This window comes from Streptomyces bottropensis ATCC 25435 (genome assembly GCF_000383595.1).
Taxonomy (GTDB): Bacteria; Actinomycetota; Actinomycetes; order Streptomycetales; family Streptomycetaceae; genus Streptomyces; species Streptomyces bottropensis.
Window position 1 is genome coordinate 4,608,003 of the sequence record NZ_KB911581.1, and the last position, 17,238, is coordinate 4,625,240.

Annotated in this window: 17 protein-coding genes and 3 pseudogenes; 7 read left to right on the forward strand and 13 right to left on the reverse strand. The window is 72.0% G+C overall.

All coding sequences use genetic code 11. The features are described 5' to 3' along the window. Positions 1-16: 16 nt before the first annotated feature. The 3 genes from STRBO_RS0120300 to STRBO_RS0120310 all read right to left on the reverse strand — a co-directional run bounded on the left by STRBO_RS0120300 (position 17) and on the right by STRBO_RS0120310 (position 3,620). Positions 17-1,141, reverse strand: a complete 1,125-nt coding sequence (locus tag STRBO_RS0120300; RefSeq protein WP_005474384.1) for a baeRF3 domain-containing protein — start codon at positions 1,139-1,141, stop codon at positions 17-19. Positions 1,142-1,315: 174 nt separating this feature from the next. Beyond that, positions 1,316-1,846, reverse strand: a complete 531-nt coding sequence (locus tag STRBO_RS0120305) for a DUF4232 domain-containing protein (protein WP_005474382.1) — start codon at positions 1,844-1,846, stop codon at positions 1,316-1,318. Between the two features lie 124 nt (positions 1,847-1,970). Continuing rightward, positions 1,971-3,620: an alpha/beta hydrolase gene (locus STRBO_RS0120310; protein WP_020114691.1), complete on the reverse strand. Its 1,650-nt coding sequence runs from the start codon at positions 3,618-3,620 to the stop codon at positions 1,971-1,973. A gap of 331 nt (positions 3,621-3,951) precedes the next feature. Between STRBO_RS0120310 and STRBO_RS40280 the strand changes: the two are divergent. Beyond that, positions 3,952-4,802, forward strand: a pseudogene (locus tag STRBO_RS40280) (GNAT family N-acetyltransferase). Here the strand turns inward: STRBO_RS40280 and STRBO_RS0120320 are convergent. Together STRBO_RS0120320 and STRBO_RS0120325 are read right to left on the reverse strand one after the other, a co-directional pair. Then, positions 4,780-5,955 (reverse strand): acyltransferase family protein, encoded by a 1,176-nt coding sequence (locus tag STRBO_RS0120320; RefSeq protein ID WP_005474376.1) that lies wholly within the window; start codon positions 5,953-5,955, stop codon positions 4,780-4,782. The pseudogene STRBO_RS40280 and the gene STRBO_RS0120320 sit on opposite strands and share 23 nt — an antisense overlap. Before the next feature lie 79 nt (positions 5,956-6,034). Then, on the reverse strand, positions 6,035-6,559 hold the full coding sequence (locus tag STRBO_RS0120325; protein WP_005474375.1) for a nucleoside deaminase: 525 nt from the start codon (positions 6,557-6,559) through the stop codon (positions 6,035-6,037). A gap of 153 nt (positions 6,560-6,712) precedes the next feature. Between STRBO_RS0120325 and STRBO_RS41790 the strand changes: the two genes are divergently transcribed. The 4 genes and pseudogenes from STRBO_RS41790 to STRBO_RS44130 form a co-directional block, all read left to right on the forward strand. Beyond that, positions 6,713-6,874: a hypothetical protein gene (locus tag STRBO_RS41790; RefSeq protein WP_280634027.1), complete on the forward strand. Its 162-nt coding sequence runs from the start codon at positions 6,713-6,715 to the stop codon at positions 6,872-6,874. A 234-nt stretch (positions 6,875-7,108) separates the two neighbouring features. Continuing rightward, positions 7,109-7,702 (forward strand): TetR/AcrR family transcriptional regulator, encoded by a 594-nt coding sequence (locus tag STRBO_RS0120330; RefSeq protein ID WP_005474373.1) that lies wholly within the window; start codon positions 7,109-7,111, stop codon positions 7,700-7,702. A 120-nt stretch (positions 7,703-7,822) separates the two neighbouring features. Continuing rightward, positions 7,823-8,560, forward strand: a complete 738-nt coding sequence (locus STRBO_RS0120335) for an NADPH-dependent F420 reductase (protein ID WP_005474372.1) — start codon at positions 7,823-7,825, stop codon at positions 8,558-8,560. A gap of 637 nt (positions 8,561-9,197) precedes the next feature. Continuing rightward, positions 9,198-9,356 (forward strand): annotated as a pseudogene (locus STRBO_RS44130) (IS5/IS1182 family transposase); the annotation flags it as partial. 45 nt (positions 9,357-9,401) lie between these two features. Here the strand turns inward: STRBO_RS44130 and STRBO_RS0120340 are convergent. From STRBO_RS0120340 to STRBO_RS0120350, 3 genes and pseudogenes are all read right to left on the reverse strand, one after another. Further along, on the reverse strand, positions 9,402-9,794 hold the full coding sequence (locus tag STRBO_RS0120340) for a nuclear transport factor 2 family protein (RefSeq protein WP_005474368.1): 393 nt from the start codon (positions 9,792-9,794) through the stop codon (positions 9,402-9,404). 176 nt (positions 9,795-9,970) lie between these two features. After that, positions 9,971-10,568: pseudogene (locus tag STRBO_RS0120345) on the reverse strand (DUF4158 domain-containing protein); the annotation flags it as partial. Between the two features lie 154 nt (positions 10,569-10,722). Continuing rightward, on the reverse strand, positions 10,723-11,376 hold the full coding sequence (locus STRBO_RS0120350) for a TetR/AcrR family transcriptional regulator (protein ID WP_005474366.1): 654 nt from the start codon (positions 11,374-11,376) through the stop codon (positions 10,723-10,725). Between the two features lie 133 nt (positions 11,377-11,509). Between STRBO_RS0120350 and STRBO_RS0120355 the strand changes: the two genes are divergently transcribed. Together STRBO_RS0120355 and STRBO_RS0120360 are read left to right on the forward strand one after the other, a co-directional pair. Then, positions 11,510-12,262, forward strand: coding sequence for an NADPH-dependent F420 reductase (locus STRBO_RS0120355; RefSeq protein ID WP_005474365.1), 753 nt, complete (start codon positions 11,510-11,512; stop codon positions 12,260-12,262). A 443-nt stretch (positions 12,263-12,705) separates the two neighbouring features. Beyond that, positions 12,706-13,500, forward strand: a complete 795-nt coding sequence (locus tag STRBO_RS0120360) for a GNAT family N-acetyltransferase (RefSeq protein ID WP_005474364.1) — start codon at positions 12,706-12,708, stop codon at positions 13,498-13,500. 30 nt (positions 13,501-13,530) lie between these two features. Here the strand turns inward: STRBO_RS0120360 and STRBO_RS0120365 are convergent, their stop codons facing one another. The 5 genes from STRBO_RS0120365 to STRBO_RS45660 form a co-directional block, all read right to left on the reverse strand. Beyond that, on the reverse strand, positions 13,531-14,409 hold the full coding sequence (locus STRBO_RS0120365) for a GNAT family N-acetyltransferase (protein ID WP_005474363.1): 879 nt from the start codon (positions 14,407-14,409) through the stop codon (positions 13,531-13,533). A gap of 252 nt (positions 14,410-14,661) precedes the next feature. After that, on the reverse strand, positions 14,662-15,912 hold the full coding sequence (locus tag STRBO_RS0120370) for an aminoglycoside phosphotransferase family protein (RefSeq protein WP_245170593.1): 1,251 nt from the start codon (positions 15,910-15,912) through the stop codon (positions 14,662-14,664). 146 nt (positions 15,913-16,058) lie between these two features. Further along, positions 16,059-16,508 (reverse strand): SPW repeat protein, encoded by a 450-nt coding sequence (locus tag STRBO_RS0120375; RefSeq protein ID WP_005474361.1) that lies wholly within the window; start codon positions 16,506-16,508, stop codon positions 16,059-16,061. A gap of 92 nt (positions 16,509-16,600) precedes the next feature. Next, positions 16,601-16,789: a hypothetical protein gene (locus tag STRBO_RS0120380; RefSeq protein ID WP_005474360.1), complete on the reverse strand. Its 189-nt coding sequence runs from the start codon at positions 16,787-16,789 to the stop codon at positions 16,601-16,603. A gap of 113 nt (positions 16,790-16,902) precedes the next feature. Next, positions 16,903-17,142: a sigma factor gene (locus STRBO_RS45660; RefSeq protein WP_005474358.1), complete on the reverse strand. Its 240-nt coding sequence runs from the start codon at positions 17,140-17,142 to the stop codon at positions 16,903-16,905. Positions 17,143-17,238 lie beyond the last annotated feature (96 nt).

Below are 17,238 nucleotides of genomic sequence, written 5' to 3' on the forward strand. Positions count from 1 at the left end.
CGCGCGCGGGCCGGGCTCAGTAGCGCAGGACCCCGGCGATCCCGCGGGCGTCGCCGAGCATGCCGTCCGGCACGAAGAAGACCTCGGCGCCGGTGTCCAGGCACCGCTCGACGATCTCGTCCACGATGTCCTCGCGGACGTCGAGCTCGCCGCTCTCGGCCGGCACCAGGTGCCCGCCACCCGCCCCACCGGGGCCGGCGCCGTCACCGTCGGCTCGCACGCTCGTGCGGTAATTCTCCTCGACGGCCAGGAACTGGATGCGGCCCTGCTGCGCGTTCTGCCAGATCTCGTCGACGCTGGCCGCGAACGCCTTGTGGCCGCGGGCCGTCTCCAGCCGCCGGGCCACGCTGTCGGCGTTCCTGCGGTCCTCGGCCGCGACCAGGGGCCCGACCGCCTGCCACACCGCGTCCGGGGTGCCGTGCGCGAGACCGCCGTGCGGGATGTGAGTGGCGTCCCTGGTGACCGTGCCGATCTCGTGGAACAGGGACAGCGCTGCCGTCGCCCCGGTGACGTACACAGGCCGGTGCTGTGCGCGCATGACCCGGGCCAGCATGGTGTCGGCGTCCCGCAGGAAGCGGCGGGTGTCCTCGTCGCGGAAGGTGGACGGCAGGTCGCCGGTGCGCTCCTGGCGCTCGGCGTCGAAGTTGTCGCGCTCCCTGGTCATCGGGAAGCCGCCGATGTGTGCCTCGGTGACGCGGTCGGGGCCGCCGTTCCACAGGGTGACCCGGTCGGCGGAGACCGAGAGCACCCAGAACGACCGCTCGGCGGCCTGCGCGGCCACCAGGTTCCGGGTGAGGAAGGTGTCCGAGAGCACCACGCGCTCCGGCACCGGCCGGGCCAGTGACCAGACCTGGTGCTCGCCGGGAGCCGCGAAGATCACCAGGCCGTCCTCGGCGTGTGCCAGGTCCACCTCGGCCAGCGCCTGGTCCAGTTGCCGGACCACGTCGGCGCGCCGCTCGCGCGTGACAGCGGGATCGTGCTCCAGCCGCTTCTTCGCCTCGGCCACCACATTGCGCAGCCGGACCGGATCCTGGGCGTTCTCGGGTTCCCTGCGATGGGTCGGCGTCAGCACCGACACCGCGGGGTAGGGCCGCGGGCGGCGCAGTTCGGTGAGGGTCGCGGGACTGAGGGCATGCTCCATGACTTCACGATAGGACTGATTCGCGTGTCGGGCATTTGGGGTAATCCGGCTCTCGGTGCGCGTCGCCGCGGCGATCGGCGGAGCCATGGCGCGGGACAGCGGACGAGCCCGTCGGCGCGCACCGTACAGGTGCGCGCCGACGGGCTCGGTGGTGCGGTGCGGCAGCCGCGTGGGTCAGCCGACTTCCTTCTCCAGCGCCTTGTCGGCGGCGGCCTTGGACGGCTTCCACCAGGTGGTCACCGGCTCCCAGACCCTGACCTTCTTGGTCGCGCCCAGCTGCTTCAGGGTGAACGTGCGGCCGTTGAGGTTGGGGTTGGCCGACACCGTGATCGTGTCGACGCGACGCGCCTCGGGGTCCTTGAGATCGGCGATCGTGCGGACGGCCGCGTAGACCGTCTTGCCCGCGCCGACCTTGTACGGGCCGCTCTCGCCCGACGGCACCGGCTGGGCCGCCCCGTCGAGGTCGCCGAAGGTGACCACGGGCAGACGGTCGACGGTGCAGGTGCGGGTGCCGGTGTTCTTGACGCTGATGTGCACGATCCGCGCGTCCTTCGACTGCTTGGCACCCAGCTTGAGGACCTTCGACTTGCAGACCGGGGTCTTCGCGGCGGGCTGGGCGGCCACCCCCTGCGGCGCGGCGGCGATGAGCAGCGCGGCGCCGGCGGTCGCCACGGTCGAGACGGTGAGCAAGGAACGAATACGCATCGGTGGAATCCCCCAGTTTTGGTCACGTACGGGTACGGCACGCGCAAACGTGACGTCTGCCCAGTGTGACGTCCGGGGTGGGCGCTCGGTTGTACCGGACCGGTGCGTGTTACACGCCCGATGCTCAATCGTCGGCTCCGCATGAACTTCCGTCGTCCGGCAGCGTCCCGAACAGCAGGAAGTCGTCGACCTTCTCGTGCACGCACTTCGACGATCCGTACCCGGTGTGCCCCTTGCCCTTGTTGTCGAGCACGACGGCCGAGGAGCCGAGCCGCTTCGCCGTCTCCACGGTCCAGCGGAAGGGGGTCGCCGGGTCCCCCCGGGTGCCCACGAGCAGGATCTTCGGTGTGTCGACGTCCCGTACCTTCTCGCGGATGAAGTCGGTCCCCGCGGGGCGGCCGTAGCACATCAGCACCTGGGTCAGCCGGTACGCCCCGAAGACGGGAGAGGCGTCCTCGTAGGCCGCCCGCAGCTCCGCCAGGTTGTCGGTGATCTCCCTGGCGGTGGGACGGTCGGGGTCGTCGGCGCAGTTGATCGCCATGAGCGCGGCCGGGTAGTTGTCCAGCGGCACCTTCTCGGCGTCGACGAGCCCGGCGTGCGGAGTCGGTGTGCCGGACGCGGTGGGCTCGGTGGGCTCGTGCGGGCGGGCCGGTACCGCGGAGGACGGCGCCGACCGGTACGGGGTGGTGTGCGGGGCGAAACCGCCGCCCGTGAGGGCGATGACACCCCGGGTGTCGCCGTCGTGGACGAGCATGTTGAGCGCCTGCGTGAGCAGGGGCCACAGCTGTTCGCTGTAGAGGGCGTGACCGATGGCGCCCACCAGGTCCTGGCCCGTGAAGTCCGCCCCGAAGTCCGACGGCACCGGGTATTCGTCCAGTGACGCGACCAGTGATTCGACCTGCTCACGGGCCGAGCGGGAGTCCTGCCCGAACGGGCACGTCAGCTGCTCGGTGCACGCGTCGAGGTAGTCCTCCAGCGCTGTCTGCTGCCCCGCCGCGCCCACCAGCCCCTGCTCGGTCAGCGGCTCGGTGAGGGTGTCCACCCCGTCGAGGACCATGCGGCCCACCTTGTCGGGGAACCGCGCCGCGTAGACCGCGCCGAGCCGGGTCCCGTAGGAGAAGCCGAGGTAGTTGAGCTTCTTGTCGCCGAGGGCGGCGCGCATCACGTCCAGGTCGCGGGAGGCGTCGACGGTGCCGATGTGCGGCAGCACGGGGCCGGAGTTCTTCCGGCACGCGGCGGCGGCCCGCCGCAGCCGCGTGAGCGCGGCCTGCGGGTGGTCGGCGTCGCTCCCGTCGTCGGTGGCCTCCAGCGCCTCCTCGGTGCCGTCGCCGCAGCTGACGGGGGAGGAGCGGCCCACCCCGCGCGGGTCGAAGGAGACGAGGTCGTAGCCGTTGGTGAGATCCATGAAGTCCGCGCCGCTGTAGGCGAGTTCGGGAACACCCGGGCCGCCGGGGCCGCCGAAGTTCAGCAGCAGCGAGCCGCGCGGGTCGCCGGTGCCCCGGTAGCGGGCCACCGCCAGGTCGAGGGTGCCGGCCGTGGGCCGGGCGTAGTCGAGCGGCACGGTGATCTTGCCGCACCGCAGATCCCTGGGCACCTCCATGCCCTCGCACTTCGACCACGTGATCTGCTGGCGGTAGAAGCGGGTCAGGTCGGCCCGCTCGTCGTCCTGCTTCTTCTCGGCGCTCGCCACCGTGGCCGGCAGCCCGGCCCCCAGCAGGGCCAGCACCGCGACCGCGGCTCCGGCGAGTGGGCGCCGTCTGTGCGTGGACCGCATGCGTGCCTCCAGGGACACCCGGCCGGGGCGGCCGGGGACAACCCCCGGATCACCATAGGCGGCCCCTCGCGGCGACGCCTCCCAGCGGGCGGGGCGGCCGCGAGCGCCGTATCCTGCGCCGCGCCGGCCCCGTACGGCGGCCGGGAGCGGGTCGCTCGTCCGTGTGAAGGTGGCCGGCCGGCGGGCCCGTCGCCCGGCGGGATCGGCCGTATCCGGCGTCGCGGGCGTGATCGGGCTGCGGCGAGGATGCTGTGCGGGGCGGGCCGACCACCGCACCCCCGGCCGCCCGGCGGCCGCGCGTCCGCGTCAGCGTCAGCGAAGGAGCGCAGAGATGACCTCTGCGGGGCATCAGGACCTCGTCGTCACCCGGGCCACGCTCGACGACTGGGCGGTGGTCGCCCGATGGGCGGGCGAGGAGGGCTGGAACCCGGGGCTCCGCGACCCCGCGTGCTTCTTCGCGCAGGACCCCGAGGGCTTCTTCATCGGCCGGATCGACGGCGAACCCGTCTCGTCCGTCTCCGTGGTCACCTACGGCGACCACCACGCCTTCCTCGGCTTCTACCTGGTCCGCCCGGACCTGCGCGGCCGGGGCCACGGCCTCACCACCTGGAAGACCGCACTCGCCCACGCCGGCGACCGCACGGTCGGCCTCGACGGAGTGGTCGCGCAGCAGGACAACTACCGCCTGTCCGGCTTCGAGCCCGCCCACCGCACCTTCCGGTACGCGGGCGTGATCCCCGGGGCGGCCGCCCTGCCCGACGGAGTGCGGCCGGTCCGGGACGCCGCGTCGCTCGCCGCGTACGACAGCGCCTGTCACCCGGCCGACCGTCCCCGCTTCCTTCAGCGGTGGCTGACCGCCGACGGGCACCGGGCTCTCGCGCGGATCGTGACGGGCGGCTCGCCGGCTACGGCGTCATCCGCCCGGGCCGGGACGCCCTGCGGATCGGCCCCCTGTTCGCCGACACCGCCGCCGACGCCCGCGCGCTCCTCACCGGGCTCGCCACCGAGGCGGCGGGCCGTGAACTGGTTATCGACGTGCCGGAGCCGCACACGGCCGCCGTCGCGCTGGTGGAGGAGTACGGGCTGACACCGTCCTTCGAGACGGCCCGTATGTACACCGGCCCGATCCGGCCGTACGCGGCGGAGCGCGTCTTCGGGGTCACGACTCTCGAACTCGGCTAGGCGACGCGGGGGACGGCGGGGCGGCGTTCTCCGGCCCGCCTCCGACCGGGGCGTCCTCGGCCCTGGCCGGCGGGGCGGCGTCGCCCTTCTTGAACGCCCACTCCATGCGTGGCTCGACGACGCAGCGGAGCGCGGCGCGTACGGGCGCGGTGCACAGCAGGGTGATGCCGCCGACCGCGAGGGCCGTCACCGTCAGCTGCCCGACCGGGGTGTGCGGCCACTCCACGGCGTACCAGTCCCGGAAACGCGCCCACTTGATCACGAAACCGTGCAGCAGGTAGCCGTACATCGTGCCCGCGCCCAGCGTCGTGAACCACAGGTGCCGGCGCGGCACCCAGGCCAGGAAGCAGGCTGTCAGCAGCACCGCCAACGCGAACAGGGCGGGCGTGGTCAGCAGGCCCGTCCAACGGGACACCCCCTGGCCGGTGACACTGCCCCGGTGATAGAACCAGCCCGCGTCGAACCACGGCGCCACCCGGTACGCGGCCGCGAACGCCCCGAGGCCCACCGGGAGCAGACACAGCCGCACCCGGCGGGTGCGCAGCCGCTCGAAGTGCTCGGCCCGCATCGTCAGCCCGAGGACGAAGAACGGCAGGAACCCCAGCACGCGCTGGATGGAGACGTCACCGCCGAGATCCGGTGAGACCGCCGCCAGCATCGCCAGACCCAGCGCGACGGGCAGCGGATGGCGCAGCATCAGCCACAAGGGCGTGGTCAGCCGCCAGATGAAGAGGGCGACCAGGAACCACATGACGTACCAGGGATCCAGCAGGCTCAGCGGATAGCCCGGGTCGTCCTGCGCCCACCGGTAGAACAGGGTGTACGCCGTCTCGAACACGACGTACGGCAGCACCACCCCCGTCATCAGCCGCTTCAGCCGGCCCGGCGCCATGTCGAAGCTCCGCGAGAAGTATCCGGAGATCAGGGCGAAGGCGGGCATGTGGAACGCGTAGACGGTCAGATACGCGGCCGTCACGGTCCGGCTGCCGTACGTCAGCGGCTCCCACGCGTGCCCACAGGCCACCAGGACGATGGTCAGGTACTTCGCGTTGTCGAAGTACGGGTCCCGGGAGGTCCGCCGCGGCCGTGACCTCGCCCCCTCGGGCGGGGCCGACGGGACCGGGCCGGTGTGCGGCACCACGTCTTCGGACATCGGTGAAGGTCTCCGGACGACGACGACGGAACCCGGACCGCCTGCCCCGTCCCGACCGTCTCAGTCCTTCTTCCGCCTCTCAGTCCCCGTTCCGCCCGTCTCCGTCCTCGGCGGCGACCGCGTCGCCCGCTCCGGCGTGGAACCGACGGTGCAGGGCCCGCACCTCCGCGGCCAGCTCCGGCACCGGCCCCTCGACCGTCACCCCGGGCGCGATCTCCCGCACCGGCAGCGTCCGCACCGGCGGCGCGGGCACTCCCAACTCGTCCAGCCAGCTGCCCAGTTGCTCGGACGAGGCGACGTACACGATGCGGCCGAGGCCCACCCAGGCGTGGGCGGCGGCGCACATCGGGCAGTGCTCGCCCGAGGTGTACACGGTGGCCGCCGCGCGCTCCTCGGCGGTGAGCCGTGCCGCCGACCAGCGGGCCAGCTCGAACTCCGGGTGACGGGTGCGGTCGCCACCGGCCACCCGGTTGTGATCCTCGGCCAGCACGGTGCCGTCACCGCCGACCAGGACCGAACCGAACGGTTCGTCACCGCTCTCCAGTGCCTCGGTCGCGAGCGCCACACAGCGTCGCAGGTGCACCAGTTCGGATTCCTTCACCATGGTCGTCCACGCCCTCCTCGCACCGCTCGGCCACCCGTCGCGAGGTGCACCTTACGTCGCGTGCCGGGCGGGCGTGCGGGGATTGTTGTCGCATGTCAGCAGCCGGGGCTTGCCCACCGAGGCGCTTCGTGAGACGCCTGGGACTGCAAGACCATCGTCCATCCCGAACTCGGCCGCATCGACGTCGACGCCCAGCTCCTGCACACCGAGAACCGAGCCCAGACCCTGGTGGTACCGACCACCCGCCCCGGCACGGAGAGCCACAGCAGACTCGAACTGCTCTCCATCATCGGACACCGACAGCTCACCCCCTGACGTCCCGGACCGGGCTCGCGCGGCAGGGGCCGGACAAGGGCACCCTGGAATGGTGCAGCCGGCACGGCTTCTGCCCTGCGCTCTGCGGCCAGACATGTCGGCCCCCGCCCGGTCAGGGCTCCCGTGGTCGGGCCGCCGGTTTGACCGGATGCCGCCTCCGCTTTACGCTCGAACATGTACGGAGGCAGCATCCGTTTTGATGCGGCCGCCAGATCACGGCAGGCAGGAGGGCGCATGAGCGCCGGTGAACAGCGGGGACGCAAGCCTCGCGCGGACGTTCAGCGCAACCGAGCGGCCCTCCTGCAGACCGCGCAGCGTCACTTCCTGCAGCAGGGGGTCGGTACCTCCCTCGAGGCGGTGGCCAAGGAGGCGGGGGTGGGGCCCGGCACCCTGTACCGGCACTTCCCCACCCGGGAGGCGCTGCTGGCGGCTGTGCTCCAGACGCGCTCCGAGGAACTCGTGGCCCGTCAGGCGGACATCGATCAGCTCGGCGATCCCGCCGAGGCGCTGGAGCAGTGGCTGCGGGCGATGGAGGAGTACTTCAGCGCCTTCAGCGGGCTGCCGGACCCGCTCATGGCCGCGGCCAGGGCGCAGGAGCCGGACAACCCGCTCACGATCCCCTGCGACATCCTCATCTCCGCCACCGATCAGTACGTGCGAGCCGCGCAGCGCGCGGGGCGCGTGCGTACGTCGGTGCGGGGGCACGACCTGTTCCTCGCGGCCTGTTCCATCGCCTGGATCAAGGGCACCGGCACCGAGGAGGAGTCGCTCGACCGGCTCCGCACGCTCATCGCGAGCGGCTACCGCGAGCAGGACACCCAGGCGTAAACCGCCAGGCGCCCCGCCCTGCCCGCCCCGCCCTGCCCCCCGCAACGCCAGGCTGCACCACCACCCGGCCGTCACATCGCGCTGCCCTCAGGGACGGCACAACCTCTCAAGGAATACATCATGAAAATCACTGTCATAGGCACCGGTGCCATCGGAGGGAACCTCGCCGCCAAGCTCAGCACGGCGGGTCACGACGTCCAGGTGGCCGACGCCCGCGGCCCCGAGGCCGTCCGGGCGGAGGTGCTGGAGTCCGGGGCCCGCGCGGTGGACCTCGCCGACGCCGTCCAGGACCGGGACGTCATCGTCCTGTCGATCCCGTTCGGGGTGGCGGGCCGGCTGGCGGGCCTGTTCGCGTCGGTCCCCGCCGAGACGGTGGTCATCGACACCTCGAACTACTACCCCGGCATGCTCAGTGAGCCGATCGAGGCGGTGGACAACGGCCAGGTCGAGAGCGTGTACACCGCCGAGTCGCTCGGCCGCCCCGTGGTCAAGGCGTGGAACGCCGCCCTGGCAGAAACCCAGCGGACCAAGGGCGTCCCGGCGGGAACACCCGGCCGCCTCGCCATCCCCGTCGCCGGCGACACCGAGGAGGCGCGGCGCGTGGCCATGAGCCTGGTGGACGACACCGGCTTCGATCCCTACGACGCCGGCACCCTGGCCGACTCCTGGCGCCAGCAGCCGAACAGCCCCGCCTACTGCACCGAACTCACCCTCGACGAGTTGCCCGCCGCCCTGGCCGCGGCCGACCGCGATAAGGACGCGGCCATCCGCGACAGCCTCCCGGAACGCTTCGCCGCCCTCGGCGTCAACCCCACAGTCGACGACGTCGTCGAGATGAACCGCGCCGCCCACCGCTGAGACAACCGAGGCGGCTCTCGCCCACGCAACGACACGAGAGCGGCAACGCCGGCACGCCGCGAACGCACACGACGAACACGAAGAACGGCGCTCAGTTCGACAAGGCCGCCATCACCCACCCGCACCACGGGGCCGCTCGCGCAATCGTGGCGGCAACAGCCCGGTACCCCCGCCTACTGCACGGATCTCACCCGTCAGGAGCTGCCGGACGCACTGACGACGGCCGACGCGGCGCGATCACCGAAGCGGCGCGACCTCGGGCTCGCCGTGCTCCAGGAACGCTTCCCGGTCGGCGGGCAACCAGACGCGGAATACCTTGTCCGCCTGAACCGCGCAATCTACATGTGAGGAGGGACGGGGGCTGACGCGGTGACCCGTCATTGTCGGCCCATTGGCGTGGGCATCGTCGGTCTTTCCGCCAGGCGCGGCCGGGCTTCTCAGGCCCACCTTCCCGCGCTGCAACAGCTGGACGGCTTCGAACTGCGCGCACTTTCGGCGAGCAGCGCCGAGTCCGCGCGACAGGCTTCGGAGAAGTACGGAGTCGCCTAGTCCTTCGGGACGGCCGGAGAGCTGGCGGCGGCCGACGGGATCGACCTGGTGGTGGTCGCCGTGAAGGTGCCGGACCATCGGGAGATCGCGGCTGGCCGAGGGGCAGGAGGCCGGGGTGTGGGAGGAGCTCCAGCGGGTGCTGCTGGACGGGTTGCGGGCGGCGGACCGTCTCGACTTCTCCCGCGCCACCATCGACGCCTCTCATGGGCAGGCCGAGCGGGGGCGAAGCAGCCCGAAAGTCGCCCCTCTGCATGACACTCGCCCGCAAGCACCCGGCTTTTCGAAAGCACCCCTAGAAGCGATGTGGCCACGTGAGATGGATGACCCGCCGGGAAATGCGCCAGCCGTCATCGGTGCGTCGCAGGTCGTCGGCGTAGACGACGCTGGCGACACCGCCGCCCTCCAGCAGGCTCAGACCTTTGGATCGGGCCCGCACCTCGTCGCCCGGGCCTTCCGACACGACGATGTTCGTCGTGTGGTGCGCTTTCGCGTGTCCGGGGGCGTTCATGAAGGCCGCGATCGCGTCCAGCCCGACGACCGGGTCGCCGCCGAAGACGCTGCCGTCCCACACCGCGTCTTCGGTGAGGCATTCGCCGAGACGGTCCAGTTCATGGTCGTCCATGATGTGCGCCCACAGCGCCACGGCCCTGCTGATCTCGACAGTGTCCTCATTCGTGGGTTTCACGTTCGGCTCTCCATTTTGTACGTTGCTGGATCAGCTCGCCGCAGGGGCCGGGCGCGCCCGGCAGTCTCGACTATGAGGGTGTATCGGCGGGGGCGGGAGAGGACCACATATCCATGGACCGGCAATCCTCCCCAGCCCGCCACCATGGAGATCGCAAGAAGGGGCTGCGGACCCTAGCGGGCCAAGCCCGTGCCCGTCGTGCGCGTCGGCGGCCGGCGCAGCCGCTCCAGCGCCGAGACCCTGCGCCCCTGCGGCACACCGAGCAGCGCCACCAGATCCGCCGACAACGACGCGTCCGCCCGCCGCGCGGCACCCGCGACCGTGGCGTACAGCCGCCTCTCCGCGACCGCACCGCGGCGACCTGCTTGACCGGCACCGAGACACCCGCCAGCAGCATCCGGTTGCGCCGCAGCTACCCCACCGCCCGGTTGAACAGCGCCACCGGCCCCTCGGCGCCTGTCCACGACCGGCCGAACAGCAACGTCCGGAACTTCCGGCCCCTCCGCATCCTCGATGGGGTGGTGGCCGTAGGCGTCCCGGATCTCCCTCTCGTACGCCGTCTTCAGCCGCTCGGTGTACCGCTTCACGCATGACAGGTCCTCGATCCCCAACCGCGCGGCCAAGTGCTCGACCACCGACCACGGCACGTCCAGCGGATCGCCCACCGGGAACCGGCCGACATACCGCACGGTGCACATCTGCGTCGCGAATCCCAGCTGGTGGCTTCCTCCGCCGCGACGTGATCAGGTCCCGATCCACGTCGTCCAGGTAAAAGCCTTCAGCGAACCACTGCCCCGGGGACGATCACTGCGCTAGCCGACCATGAGGGCGGCGGAACGGTGGGGTACAGCGGTTATCGGTGAGAGAGCCGGATTCGGTTGTGTCGGCAGCCCGTGCGTCGGTGACCTTCTGGCGCATGTCGGTCGGCCTACCGGACCGTCGGCAGCAGGGAGTCGTGGAAGAGTGCCGGGGGCAGGGGTCCGGTGCCGGTGGCGCACATGCCGTCGAAGGTGAGCCGCAGGTAGCGCCGCCAGGCCGACGGATCGGCAGCCAGCAAGGGGGCGGCGGTGTAGTACACGCCGCAGATCAGCAGCATCACGTCCTGCCCGTTCAGGTCCGCACGGAGTGAGCCGTCGCGTTGCGCCCGCCGCGCCAGTGTCTCGGCAGTCGCGACCAGCTGCTCCTGTCCGGCCTGTATCTCCGGGTGTCGAACATCCGACACCATACGGAGTGCCTCCGCGAGCGCCCGGTTGTTTGCGTAGAGATCGACGCCGGCGCTCATGAACTGCAGCAGGGCGGTGTCGGCGTCGGCCTGCTCGGCCTGCCGGCGGCCCACTGTCACCAGCCCGTCGATGGCCTCGCTGATGATCGCGGCGAACAGGTCCTCCTTGGTGGGGAAATGCCGGAAGACGGTTCCCTTTCCGATACCCGCCCGTGCCGCGATCTGCGCGATGGAACCTTCCGCGCCGTGCTCGGCGAACACCTCCGCGGCAGCCTTCAACAGCGCCTTGCGCGTCCGCACCGCGTCGGCTCTCATCCGTCGCGCGGGCGGCGCTGCAACGGCTTCTTCTTCAGTGCTCATGGGTCCACTCTACGCAACATGACCGAGCGGTCCGGTTAGGTGGTACGTTAGTTAAAGTGACCAGCCGGTCCGGTTACGGTTCGTGGCTGCGGCTGGTCCGGCATTTCCTCATCCCATAGGAGAGCAGAGCACCATGAACAAGACACTCGCCTTCATCGGCTGTGGCAACGTCGGCGGCACCCTGGCCCGCCTTGCTGTCGCCGCAGGCCTGGATGTCGTCCTGAGCAACTCCCGCGGCCCCGAGTCCCTCGCCGCTCTCGTCGCCGAACTCGGCCCCCGCGCCCGGGCGGCCACTCCCGCCGAGGCCGCCGAGGCCGGGGGCCTGGTGGTGGTGTCCATCCCGCTGGGCGCCTACGAGAAGATCCCCGCGCAGCCGCTGGCGGGCAAGGTCGTGATCGACACGCTGAACTACTACCCGGAGCGCGACGGCCGCATCGCCGAGCTGGACGCGAACGAGCTGACGAGCAGCGAGCTGGTGCAGCGACACCTGGCCGACTCCCGTGTGGTCAAGGCGGCCAACAGCATCGTCTCAAGCCAGCTGTTCAGCCTTGCCCGCCCCTCGGGTGCGCCGGACCGCAGTGCCATGCCGATCGCCGGCGACGACGCCGCCGCCAAGGCAGAGGTCGTGGAGTTGCTCGACCTCCTCGGCTACGACGCGGTGGACATCGGCAGGCTCGCCGACAGCTGGCGCAGCGAACCAGGCACGCCCGTCTACTGCAAGCCCTACTCCGGGGAAGTACCCAAGGACGTGAGCTTGGACAAGACGATGGAATGGATCTTCCAGACCCCGGGCGTTCCGGTATCTGGCGACCGTGTGAGGGAACTGACCGCCACGGTTGTCCGGGGCCCCGCGGGCGGCAGCTTCTCGGTCGACGCCTGGAGGTGAGTGGAGAGCATCGCGGAAGAAGAGGTGGGACCGGAACTCCGGACCGGGTCCGCACACACCCACCGCGGTGGTTCTGGCCGCCGGCGGGGAGGCAGGCGCCCGCGGCTGCCGCCCCGGCTGAGACTGGGCCAGCACCTGCACGAGGCAGAGGACCCCGGCCGTCATACGGCCGGGGTCCTCTTCGGCCCAGACCATCTCCGCGAGGGCCTCGTCCGCCGTGGTCTTCCCGGAGCTCTCCGCACCGTGCCGTCCGGCCACAGCGGTGACCCCCACCGACCGCAACCGCCGTCGGCGGCCCAGTTCAGCCGCCACCTGCCGGGCCTGTGCACGGTTGACCACCCACCGAGGGATCTCCGGCGCCGCTGGCGCCCGTATCGCTCCCGATGCGAAGAAGCGGGCGAATTCCGTTGCCATGGCGAACGACTGGTGATGGAGTGAGCGGTATGGATCACGCTGCTGTGCTGGCACTGTTCGACCGGGACATGCGGGTGGGCGCCCGCCCCGACGGGCCCGGAGCCCGGATCGAGCGCGTGGGCGGGGTGGTGCGGCAGGTCGGTTTCGAGAACGGCTGGAGCGGTGTCGTCTGGTCCGACCTGGACGAGGCACGCGCGGACGCGGCGATCACCGAACAGATCCGGTACTTCTCCGGCCTCGGCCGCGACTTCGAATGGAAGCTGTACGGCCACGATCTCCCGGTCGACCTGGGGCAGCGCCTGCGCGACGCCGGATTCACGGCCGCTCCGGAGGAGACGCTGATGATCGCGGAGGTCGCTGACCTGAGCCTCGACATCGAGCCGCCCGAGGGCGTACGGCTGCTCCCGGTCACCGACAGCGCGGGCGTGGATCTGGTGGCCGACGTCCACGAGAGGGCGTTCGGCACGGACAGCACCCGGATGCGCCACCAGCTGCTGGCCCAGCTCACCGGGGACCCCGAGTCGGTCGTGGCCGTCGTGGCCCTCGTCGGCGACGAACCCGTGAGCGCCGCGCGGATGGAACTGGTCCCCGGCACGCGCTTCGCCGGCCTGTGGGGCGGCGGCACCGTCGAGGGATGGCGGGGCCGCGGTGTCTACCGGGCCCTGGTCGCCCACCGCGCCCGCGTCGCCGCCGACCGCGGCTACCGCTACGTGCAGGTCGACGCGCTCGCCACCAGCCGTCCGATCCTGGCCCGCCTGGGCTTCGAGCCGCTCACGACCACCACGCCGTACGAGTACGCGGTCGGGAGCACGGCAGCCGCCTGACCCTCCGGGCGGCGGTCGGCGCCGACCGCGTCACAGGTCGAGCTGGTACTCGATGGACGTGTGCGTGGGCCGGTAGCCGAGCGTGTCGTTGACCCGGCGCATCGGGGCGTTCTCCTCGGCGGTGTCGGTGAGCAGCGCCAGGGCGGGGGCCAGGCGGTGGGCATGGAGGACGGCCTTCGCCTTCATCCGGAGCCCCAGCGCGTGACCCCGGTGCTCGGGCAGCACGGCGGTGCCGTAGTGCTGGCCCTCGCCCTCGCCGTCGCCCGGCAGGACGAGTTCCGAGAAGCCCACGACGGTGCCGCTCGACGTGTGCACCGCGGCCACCGTGTACAGCGAGTCGCCGCGCTGCGCGATCGCCTCGGCGGCTGCGACCACGCGCTCCACGTCCCAGACCACCGTCCCGTAGTCGGTGTCGCCCATCGGCATGTCGTCCATCGCGCGGCGTGACGCGGCGTAGCTCCGCGCGAGTTCCTCCGGTACGACGCCCGTCCAGCTGGTCAAGTGGTAGCCGGGACAGGGCTGTTCGAGGATCCGCGTGACGTGGTCGGGGTCGATCGCGGCGAGTTCGAGCCGGGCGTACACCAGGGTCAGCACCCGGCGGAAGCCGCGTGCCGCCAGAAACGCGTCGCCCGGGGAGCCTTGTCGGGCCTGGGCGATGAGAGCGCGCCGGCCGTCGGCGCGTGCGGAGCCGACCGCCGCGTCGAGGAGCGCGGTGCCGACGCCCTGCCGCCGCTCGGCCGGGTGTACGGCGCCGTCCAGCTCGGCCAGATGCGTCTGCCCCTCCTTGGCGAACAGCCGCAGGAAGACGGATCCGCGGGGGACGCCGTCCGCCTCGGACGCCAGCCAGGCGAGGCGGCGGCCGGACGGGGTGGCGGCGGGGTCGACGAGTGGCGTGACGCGCGGGGGCAAGGGGGCTCCGAGGCTGGTCGGCGGGTGGATGACGAGGCCCGGCGACGCTAGCCGTCGGGCGGGCGGCCCCGCAACGCGATTCCGGGCGCGCCCGGCGCCGCCGCTGGTACCACCCCGTCCGGCAGCCCCCGCCACCACCCGTCCGGCAGCCACCACCCGTCCGGCAGCCCCCGGTCGCGGGGGACCGGCCGCCCGTGGCGGCGATGACGGCGTGCGGTCCCGCCGTTGGTCATGCGGTCGGCTCCCCGGTCGTCACGCGGACGGCTCCCCGGCACGGCCCCTTCGGTCGCCCGCCTGGACGAAGTCGGGGCTCGGGTGTGCCGCGCACCGCAGCGCCCGCCGGATCACCGACGTCGGGTCCCCCTCGTGGTACGGCCGCTCGGACGGCTCGATGCCGTCGAGGAACTCCTGGTAGCGCAGGGCGTACGAGAGGTGCGCCAGGGGTTCGGCCAGGGCGAGCGCGCGGACGGGGTCGCCGTCAGGGACGTGGCTCCGCCAGGCGTCTGCCCAGACACGGACGGCCGTCGGGCGTACCGCCTCGGGGAGGAAGTCGTGCAGGCGCAGACAGTCCAGTACGGGATTGCCCCAGTGGGAGTCGGCGAAGTCGACGACGACGGCCGGCCGGCCGTCGCTGCGCCAGTTGCCCGGATGGAAGTCCGCGTGGACGAGCGTGTCGGGCAGCCCGCATTCGGCGAGCCGGTCCCAGCGGTGCGTCAGCTCCCGCGCCCGGTCCCGCTCCTCGTCGGTGAGGCCCAACTCCACTCGCCCGTCGAGCAGTTCGCGCACCAGATCGCCGAGGAACCGGTCCCGCCGGTCGCGAAGTCCTGGAGGGCGTCGGCCGGCCAGGGCCGCCTGGGCGGCGACGAACCGGCGGACCCCGGCCGCGACCGTGGCGTCGTCGGCCGTCCAGCAGTCCTCGCCCGGGATGTGCTCCAGCAGGACGCGCCGCTCGCCGACGGCGAGGACCGTCGGCACGAGGCCGGTGTCCACCCCGGCGAACGCGGCGATGACCGCGGCCTCGTCGGAGGCGAAGGGCGGAGTCACCTTGAGCCAGACCGGCCCTCGGGCGGTGGGCAGCCGGAAGAGTCCCGCCAGGTTCCACGTCCGCCGCTGCTCGACAGGCCCCGTCACCGGCCGCCCCCGCGCGGCGAGTGCGCGCGCGGCCCAGTCCAGCAGTTCCCGCAGCCCGTCGGCCCGCGCCCAGGGCGAGCGCAGGGCGTTCTCCGTCCACAACAGGGTCTGGTCCACCGGGTGTTGGCACAGGGACCCGGCCCGGGGGCGTCCCGACGCCTCCACGTGGTACGTCACATGCCCGTCGCGGCCGCTCTCGCCGCCGTCCACCCGCAGCAGGCGCAGCACGAACACCGGGACCCCGAGGATGTGCTCCAGTCGCTCCACGACGGGCTCGACCTCGGCCCACCACGGAACGTCGACGGGGAACGGACCGGTGACCCCGAGGAAGTCCGCACCCGAGGTCACCCATGCGCTGAAGGTTCGACTCACGGCGACAGTCTGGGGGCGTCGATCGACGGCGGGCCAGCGAATAACCGTGCGCGGGTAACCGTGCGCGGGCCGGTGCGGACGGCCGGCGGCCGGCCCGCCTGAGCGGGTCGGCCGCCGTCACCCCTCGCGGGCGTCCAGTTCTACACCTATGACGTGCGGCCCGCACGCGTGGTGCCCTTGGCCGCGGCGCCTGCGCACATCAGCCCCAGCAGCAGTGCCAGGCAGCCGATGATGATGTTGTTGACCACGACACCGGCGTCCGGGCTGTCGCCGACGATCCACGCCGCGACGATCATCCAGACACCCAGCGCGCACATGGCCCAGCTCAGGCCGTACATTCTCTCCGGTGCGGCGGTGAACCCGAGGGCCAGCAGACCGATGGCGATGCCCACGATGAGGTTGTGGGACGCGAGCGCCGGCTGGCTCGTCGTGTAGTGGAGTATCCACGGGGACACGGCGCAGTACAGACCGAGGAGGAACACCGGTCCGTCCACGAGCGCCACATCGCGGCCTCCGAGCATGCTGGCGAACCGGGCCTGCATTTCGGGTGCGTCGGGGTGGCTGGTGATGTCACTCCTGTGTGAGACGTTGGCCATGACTCGAACTCCTTTGAACTCTGCAGGCCTGACCGCGTCTGGTGGGGTATGCGGTAAGCGCCGCGTACGTTCATTCTGCGCTTATTTTACCTTTATGTGTAGTCGTCGGAGTCCTCGGTGTCGTCGGTGTCGAGGGAGTGCAGGGGGCGGACCTGCCCCCGAGAAGCGCCGACCGCTCCTCGGAGGCGGGTCCTGGCGGAGGTCGCGCCGTCGACCGGAGTGACCCGGTCGTTCGGACCCCGCGCCTGCTTCTTCTTCGGCCGGGCGGCAGCCGGATGCACTTGGTCTCCTGAAACGTTTGTGCATCGAATGCCTGCACGGCTGTGTGGGTTCATGCTCCGCCCGAGTCCTTCAGGCGACTGTGCAGCCGGCGCAGCGCCCGCCGGGTGTGGCTCTAGACCGTGCCGAGCGGCAGACCCGTGCGTTCCGCGCTCTGGGTGCCTCGGGGCGACGCGCGGACGGGCTCGTCGGCGAGCGTGAGCGCCATGCCGACCGAGGTCACCAGATCCGCACGACGGGTCCGCGCGGACAGGGCGTCGGTGATCCGGCGCCGGGCGGTCCCGACGATCCAGGCCCCCACCGCGCCGCGCCCAGGCCGGTAGCCGTGCCGGCCGCGCCATACGCCCAGGAACACGCCGGGCGAGAGCGTGGACCAGGGCGGACCAGCGGTGGTACGCGGCCGCCAGGCAGTCGTCGTCGCCCGCCGCCAGGCCCCGCGCCAGTTCCTCGT